Annotated in this window: 9 protein-coding genes; 4 read left to right on the forward strand and 5 right to left on the reverse strand. The window is 68.6% G+C overall.

The genetic code is table 11. The annotated features are described in order from the left end of the window. Positions 1-133: 133 nt before the first annotated feature. The 3 genes from rpsI to A33M_RS17925 all read right to left on the reverse strand — a co-directional run bounded on the left by rpsI (position 134) and on the right by A33M_RS17925 (position 1,644). On the reverse strand, positions 134-610 hold the full coding sequence (gene rpsI / locus A33M_RS17915; RefSeq protein ID WP_040621481.1) for a 30S ribosomal protein S9: 477 nt from the start codon (positions 608-610) through the stop codon (positions 134-136). 2 nt (positions 611-612) lie between these two features. Further along, positions 613-1,074, reverse strand: a complete 462-nt coding sequence (rplM, locus tag A33M_RS17920; protein ID WP_008390106.1) for a 50S ribosomal protein L13 — start codon at positions 1,072-1,074, stop codon at positions 613-615. A gap of 147 nt (positions 1,075-1,221) precedes the next feature. After that, positions 1,222-1,644: a PaaI family thioesterase gene (locus A33M_RS17925; protein WP_008390108.1), complete on the reverse strand. Its 423-nt coding sequence runs from the start codon at positions 1,642-1,644 to the stop codon at positions 1,222-1,224. 365 nt (positions 1,645-2,009) lie between these two features. Between A33M_RS17925 and A33M_RS17930 the strand changes: the two genes are divergently transcribed. Together A33M_RS17930 and A33M_RS17935 are read left to right on the forward strand one after the other, a co-directional pair. Then, positions 2,010-2,876 (forward strand): enoyl-CoA hydratase, encoded by an 867-nt coding sequence (locus tag A33M_RS17930; protein WP_008390110.1) that lies wholly within the window; start codon positions 2,010-2,012, stop codon positions 2,874-2,876. Between the two features lie 295 nt (positions 2,877-3,171). After that, positions 3,172-3,486: a hypothetical protein gene (locus A33M_RS17935; RefSeq protein WP_052027116.1), complete on the forward strand. Its 315-nt coding sequence runs from the start codon at positions 3,172-3,174 to the stop codon at positions 3,484-3,486. 18 nt (positions 3,487-3,504) lie between these two features. On the opposite strand, the gene A33M_RS17940 is transcribed toward A33M_RS17935, so the two are convergent. Both A33M_RS17940 and A33M_RS17945 read right to left on the reverse strand, forming a co-directional pair. Continuing rightward, complete coding sequence (locus A33M_RS17940) at positions 3,505-3,825, reverse strand: helix-turn-helix domain-containing protein (protein WP_008390116.1); 321 nt, start codon at positions 3,823-3,825, stop codon at positions 3,505-3,507. Continuing rightward, the gene (locus A33M_RS17945) at positions 3,822-4,139 is read right to left on the reverse strand and encodes a type II toxin-antitoxin system RelE/ParE family toxin (RefSeq protein ID WP_008390118.1); all 318 of its coding nucleotides are present in this window, start codon (positions 4,137-4,139) and stop codon (positions 3,822-3,824) included. Before A33M_RS17945 ends, A33M_RS17940 begins: the two co-directional genes overlap by 4 nt. A gap of 107 nt (positions 4,140-4,246) precedes the next feature. Between A33M_RS17945 and A33M_RS17950 the strand changes: the two genes are divergently transcribed. Together A33M_RS17950 and A33M_RS17955 are read left to right on the forward strand one after the other, a co-directional pair. Further along, the gene (locus tag A33M_RS17950; RefSeq protein WP_008390120.1) at positions 4,247-4,828 is read left to right on the forward strand and encodes a CoA-binding protein; all 582 of its coding nucleotides are present in this window, start codon (positions 4,247-4,249) and stop codon (positions 4,826-4,828) included. 154 nt (positions 4,829-4,982) lie between these two features. Continuing rightward, positions 4,983-6,263: an O-acetylhomoserine aminocarboxypropyltransferase gene (locus A33M_RS17955; RefSeq protein WP_008390122.1), complete on the forward strand. Its 1,281-nt coding sequence runs from the start codon at positions 4,983-4,985 to the stop codon at positions 6,261-6,263. Positions 6,264-6,309: the final 46 nt, after the last annotated feature.

Below are 6,309 nucleotides of genomic sequence, written 5' to 3' on the forward strand. Positions count from 1 at the left end.
AAGTTTTTGCGATCGAGGATTAACGGCCACCCGGAAGGGTCGAAAAGAAAACCTGCGCCAACGAAAAAGGGGGCTCGCGCCCCCTCTTCCGAACTTCTCGGTCCCGCCACCGTGCGGCGGCGGAACAGACAGATCAGCGCTTCGAGAACTGGAACGACCGACGCGCCTTGGCCCGACCGTACTTCTTGCGCTCGACCACGCGCGGATCGCGGGTGAGGAAGCCACCGCGCTTGAGCACGCCGCGCAGATCCGGCTCGTAATGGGTCAGCGCCTTGGCGAGGCCGTGACGCACCGCGCCCGCCTGGCCGGACAGCCCGCCGCCCGACACGGTGCAGCGGATGTCGTACTGGCCGGTGCGGTTCGCCACCACCAGCGGCTGCTGGATCAGCATGCGCAGCACCGGGCGGGCAAAGTAGCGGTCGAGCTCCTTGCCGTTGATCTCGACCTTGCCGGAGCCCGGCTTGATCCACACGCGGGCGACCGCGTCCTTGCGCTTGCCGGTCGCGTAGGCGCGGCCGAGGCCGTCGAGCTTCTGCTCGTACTTCGGGGCCTCCGGAGCGTCCGGCTTGAGCGCCGAGAGCTCCTCCAGGGACTGAATGGTCTCGGCCATGATCACGCCCTCACGTTCTTGCGGTTCATCGCCGCGATGTCGAGCTTCTCGGGAGTCTGGGCGGCGTGCGGATGCTCCGGCCCACGATAGACACGGAGATTGCCGAGCTGCTGGCGGCCGAGCGGCCCGCGCGGCAGCATGCGCTGCACCGCCTTCTCGACGATGCGCTCCGGGAAGCGACCTTCCATGATCGCCTTGGCCGACCGCTCCTTGATGCCGCCGATATAGCCGGTGTGGTGGTAGTACACCTTCTGCTGCAGCTTGCGGCCGGTGAACACGACCTTGTCGGCATTGACGATGATGACGTTGTCGCCGCAGTCGACGTGGGGCGTGAAGGTCGGCTTGTGCTTGCCGCGCAGCCGGAGCGCCACGATCGCCGCCAGCCGGCCGACCACGAGGCCGCTGGCGTCGATCATCACCCACTTCTTGTCGACCTCGGCAGGCTTGGCCGAATAGCTCTTCATGGCGTCCTGATCCGATTGCTGGAACCCTCGGGCACACGAGTGCCCGTCGTGGCGGCGCTTCTACCTGCCGGCAGCGTCCCGGTCAACCCGCCAGCGGCAAAAAACGGCCAATGAAGTCAGTGTGTTACAATTACGGTATTCTGTTACCTAGCGGGAATACCCGGAGGGGATGGAATAAGTCGAGGTGACGTGGGCGACCGGCTCGTCGTGCCCCTCCGAGCGGATCGCAACCTCGCCGACCGCGAGCCGCTTGCCGAGCTTCATCAACGAGGCGTCGGCGATCAGGTCGCGTTGGGCGGGGCGGCGCAGGAAGTTGATGGAGAAGTTGGTGGTGACCGCGAGCGGCACCGGGCCGATCGAGGCGAGCACCGCGACGTACATGGTGACGTCGGCGAGCGCCATCATGGTCGGTCCCGACACGGTGCCGCCCGGCCGCAAGAACTCCGGCCGGAACGCCTGGCGGACGCGGGCGCCGTGAAAGCGCGCAGACTCGACGTGCAAGCCGCTCGCCGCATTGAACATTTGCGGGAACTCGGCGGCCAGGAAGGCCTCCAGCTCGGCGACCGTCATGACGGCCGGCTGCTCGCCCGTTGATCCGGCCGGCGGCGAGGACGGTGAGGATAACGGCGAGGGTGACGGCGAGGACGGGCGGGGGTCGTGCATGGGGACTCTCTGGGCACTCTCGAGGCAAGGAGCGGCACGGGACGGCCAGAGGAACGGGATCGGGCCGCGGGGGTTCACCGAAGGTGTGAAGCTTGCGCGAGAACGGCGCGCGAGAGTAGCTTTTTCCAATCTTTCGCAACCGCTTCTGCCGGGCCGCCGAGAGGCGCAAATTCCCCCGACCAGGGGCACGGGTCACCCCCGACGAGGGCAGGAACTCCCCGAGAAGGGGACGCGTCCCCGATCAGCGAACGCCGAGCCAACGAGGGACCGCCATGACCGACACGCTCACACCCGCCGCCGCCTCGGGCGCTGCCAGCTCGCCGGGCGCCGACAGCTCGCCGCCCGCCGCCGCGCCGCTGGTGCGCCGCGAGGACGCCGACGGCGTCGCGCTCCTGGTGCTCGACCGCCCGAAAGCCCGCAACGCGCTGTCGGACGCGACGATCGCCGCGCTGCACGCCGCCTTGGATGCGATCGCCGCCGACCGCTCGGTGCGTGCCGTGGTGCTCGCCGCCGAAGGCCCGGCCTTCTGCGCCGGCCACGACCTCAAGGAGCTGACCGCCCACCGCGCCGATCCGGACCGCGGCCGCGCCTATTTCGCCGACCTGATGGGGCGCTGCGCGGCGATGATGCAGGCGATCGTGAACCTGCCGCAACCGGTGATCGCCGCGGTGCATGCGACAGCCACCGCCGCCGGCTGCCAGCTGGTGGCGAGCTGCGACCTCGCGATCGCCTCCTCGAAGGCCGCCTTCGCGACGCCCGGCGTCAATATCGGCCTCTTCTGCTCGACCCCGATGGTGGCGCTGTCGCGCAACGTTTCCCGCAAGCACGCGATGGAGATGCTTCTGACCGGCGACATGACGTCTGCCGAGGACGCGCTGCGGATGGGGCTGATCAACCGAGTGGTCGCGCCCGGCGAGGAGCGCACGGCGGCGCTGGCGCTGGCAAAAAGGATCGCCGAGAAATCGGCCGTCGCGATCCGCTACGGAAAGCCCGCCTTCTACCGCCAGCTCGAGCTGCCGCTCGCCGAGGCCTACCGCTTCGCCTCGGAGGTGATGACCGAGAACATGCTGGCACGCGACGCCGAGGAAGGAATTTGCGCGTTCGTCGAGAAGCGCCCCGCCCGCTGGGAGGAGCCATGAGCGTTTTCGGCAGCGCCCCGGCCCATTTGCCGGAACTCGTTGCGGGCGCTCTCGCTCGCCTCGCCCGGCCGGATGCCCGCACGCTGCGGCGCAGCGTGCTCGCCGGCACCGCCTTCGGCCTCACCGTGTCGCTCGGCATGACGGCGCTCGCCGTCGTCGCCGGCCGTCCGGTGTGCCTCGACACCACCGCGCTCGACGCCGTGGTGTCGGCCGCGATCGGCATCGCCACGATCGGGCCGCTCGCCGCCTTCCGGCGGCTCTCCCCCGTCCCCGTCCCCCACGAGGAGCACCCCCCATGCGTTTCGTGTCTCTGCGTTCCCTGTCCCTGCGTTCCCTGTCCCTGCGTTCGGTGTCCCTGCGTTTCGGCGCTCCCTTCGCGCTCGCTCTGTTGATCGCCGGCGGCGCCGTCTCGGGCCCGACCATCGCCCGCGCCCAGTCGGCGCAGGATCAGCAGGCCTGCCAGTTCGACGCCCAGACCGTTTGTCAGCGAGAAATCCCGGACCACGCGCGGGTCTATCGCTGCCTGAAGCGCAACGCCCGCCGCATCAGCCCGGAGTGCCGCGCCGCCATCAACCGTGGCAGCAAGGCCCGGCGCCACCAGCCGCGGTGAGCGGGGGGACGATCTCCGTCACGAGGGGGCGTGCAGCGCCCCGGGCCTTCGTCCTCGCGGCACGACGGAGACCTGCACCTGCTGGTCGAGCCCTTCGAGGATGCGGATCAGCCGGTCGATCGAGAACCGGCCGAGCCGGGCGTTGCGGATGCGGGAGATGTCGGCCTCCGTCACACCGGTCGCCGCGGCGACCGCGGCCGCCGTGAGCTTTCGCTCGCGCATCACGCGGATCAGCTCGGCCGCGAGATGCGCCTTGATCCGCTCGGCACCCGCGTTCGGCAGGCCGAGATCGGCGAAGGCGTTGCCGGAGCCGCGAACCACCTCGAGCCGTTCCTTCATCGAGACTGCTCCCTCAGCCGCTTCAGCCTGTCGCGGATCACGTCGATCTCATGACGCGGCGTCGCAATGCCTTGCTTCGACTTCTTCTGAAAGGCGTGAACCACCCACAGGTCGGCCCCGATCGTCACCGCATAGACCGTCCGATAGGCGTCCCGGCGATACGGAAGCGCGATCTCGAACACACCGGAGCCGAGACCTTTCATCGGCTTAGCGATGTCGGCCGTCTCGCCGTCCGCGGCGATCTCGAGCGCACGGGTGATCCGCAATTGCGCCTCGACCGGAAAATCCCGAAACGTGGTCCACGCGGCCTTCACCCAGGATATCCGCCTCGGCATCGCCGCGATCCCGCTATATTGTCATATCCGACAAGCCTCCACCACCTCCAGCTTGCCGGAACGCCGCCAGTCCGTCACGAGCCCCCATGACCCACGACGATTACCCCGACGCCTTCATCCGAAAAGTCCTCACCGGCACGAAGACGATCGCGCTCCTCGGCGCCTCGGCCAAGGAGAACCGGCCGAGCTTCTTCGTGCTGAAGTATCTCCTCGCGCGCGGCTACCGGATGCTTCCCGTCAATCCCGGCCTCGCCGGCCAACAGATCGCCGGCTGCGAGGTGTTCGCCAGCCTCGCCGACATCGCCGAGCCGATCGACATGGTGGACATGTTCCGCAACGCCTCGTACGCGCCGGACGTGCTCGACGAGATGCTGGCGCTGCCGGTGCGCCCGAAAGTTCTTTGGATGCAGCTCGGGGTGCGCGACGACGCCACCGCCGCGCGGGCAGAGGAGAACGGCATCGCCGTGGTGATGAACCGCTGCCCGAAGATCGAGTACGGTCGGCTGTCGTCGGAAATCTCCTGGATGGGCGTGAACTCCCGCACGCTCTCGTCCAAACGTCCCCCCGCCCCGGCGGGCGGCCAGCGCCTCTCGCTCGGCCGGATCACCACGGCGGGCGGCGGACTTGCCCAAAAGCCCGGCGACGCGACGGAGGACGATCGCTCCTGAAGTCTCGCACTGCGAGAACGGCGTTCTCGCCGCCGGGCGCACGGCGCAAAGGTATTTCGTTCCGGCGCGGGAACCTTGACGCCCCCCGGCCCTGGGATAAACCGGACGGGACCGTTGCCGATCCCCCGGCCCCCCGGCCTTCCACGGAGCGACCATGACCGACCGTCTGCCCGGCTTCTCCACGCTCGCCGTCCATGCCGGCGCCCAGCCCGACCCGACCACCGGCGCGCGCGTCACGCCGATCTATCAGACCGCCTCCTACGTGTTCGAGAACGTCGAGCACGCCGCCTCGCTGTTCGGCTTGCAAGCCTTCGGCAACATCTACACGCGCATCACCAACCCGACCAACGCCGTGCTCGAGGAGCGGATCGCCGCGCTCGAGGGCGGCACCGCGGCGCTCGCGGTCGCCTCCGGCCACGCCGCGCAGGTCCTGGTGCTGCACGCGATGATGACGCCGGGCGACGAGGTGGTCGCCTCGCGAAAACTCTATGGCGGGACGATCAACCAGTTCAGCCACTCGTTCAAGAATTTCGGCTGGAACGTCGTGTGGGCCGACCCGGACGACATCGAGAGCTTCGAGAAGGCGGTGTCGCCGAAGACCAAGGCGATCTTCATCGAGAGCATCGCCAATCCGGGCGGCGTGATCACCGACATCGCGGCGGTCGCGCAGGTCGCCAAGCGCGCCGGCGTGCCGCTGGTGGTCGACAACACGCTGGCGACGCCGTACCTGTGCAAGCCGTTCGAGCACGGCGCCGACATCGTCGTCCACTCGCTGACGAAGTTCTTGGGCGGGCACGGCAACTCGCTCGGCGGCGTGATCGTCGACGGCGGCACCTTCGACTGGTCGCGCGACAAGCGCTATCCGATGCTGTGCGAGCCGCGGCCCGAATACAACGGCATGGTGCTGCACGAGACGTTCGGCAACTTCGCCTTCGCGATCGCCTGCCGGGTGCTCGGCCTGCGCGACCTCGGGCCCGCGCTGTCGCCGTTCAACGCCTTCATGATCCTGACCGGCATCGAGACCTTGCCGCTGCGCATGCAGCGCCACTGCGACAACACCCAGGCGGTGGCCGAATGGCTCGATGCACGCGACGAGGTGGCGTGGGTGAGCTATCCCGGCCTGCCGGGCGATCGTTATCACAACCTCGCGCAGAAATACGTGCCGAAGGGCGCGGGCGCGGTGTTCACCTTCGGGCTGAAGGGCGGCTACGAGGCGGGCGTCAAGCTGGTGTCGAACGTGAAACTGTTCTCGCACCTGGCGAACATCGGCGACACCCGGTCGCTGATCATCCACCCCGCCTCGACCACCCACAAGCAGCTCACCGACGCGCAGAAGGTGGCCGCCGGTGCGGGGCCGGACGTCGTGCGCCTCTCGATCGGCATCGAGGACAAGAACGACATCATCGCCGATCTCGAGCAAGCCTTCGCCGGCTGATACGGTTTCCGGCTGAACGGCTCGGGTTCTTACCCTCTCCCGTGGG

Origin of the sequence: Rhodovulum sp. PH10 (genome assembly GCF_000293785.1) — a bacterium.
Classification (GTDB): domain Bacteria; phylum Pseudomonadota; class Alphaproteobacteria; order Rhizobiales; family Xanthobacteraceae; genus Rhodoplanes.

Coding starts and splice junctions, on each gene's coding strand:
- A33M_RS17935 (WP_052027116.1), top strand. CDS start 3,172: ATGCGTTTCGTGTCTCTGCGTTCCCTGTCCCTGCGTTCCCTGTCCCTG.
- A33M_RS17925 (WP_008390108.1), bottom strand. CDS start 1,644: ATGACGGTCGCCGAGCTGGAGGCCTTCCTGGCCGCCGAGTTCCCGCAA.
- A33M_RS17930 (WP_008390110.1), top strand. CDS start 2,010: ATGACCGACACGCTCACACCCGCCGCCGCCTCGGGCGCTGCCAGCTCG.
- rpsI (WP_040621481.1), bottom strand. CDS start 610: ATGGCCGAGACCATTCAGTCCCTGGAGGAGCTCTCGGCGCTCAAGCCG.
- A33M_RS17940 (WP_008390116.1), bottom strand. CDS start 3,825: ATGAAGGAACGGCTCGAGGTGGTTCGCGGCTCCGGCAACGCCTTCGCC.
- rplM (WP_008390106.1), bottom strand. CDS start 1,074: ATGAAGAGCTATTCGGCCAAGCCTGCCGAGGTCGACAAGAAGTGGGTG.
- A33M_RS17955 (WP_008390122.1), top strand. CDS start 4,983: ATGACCGACCGTCTGCCCGGCTTCTCCACGCTCGCCGTCCATGCCGGC.
- A33M_RS17950 (WP_008390120.1), top strand. CDS start 4,247: ATGACCCACGACGATTACCCCGACGCCTTCATCCGAAAAGTCCTCACC.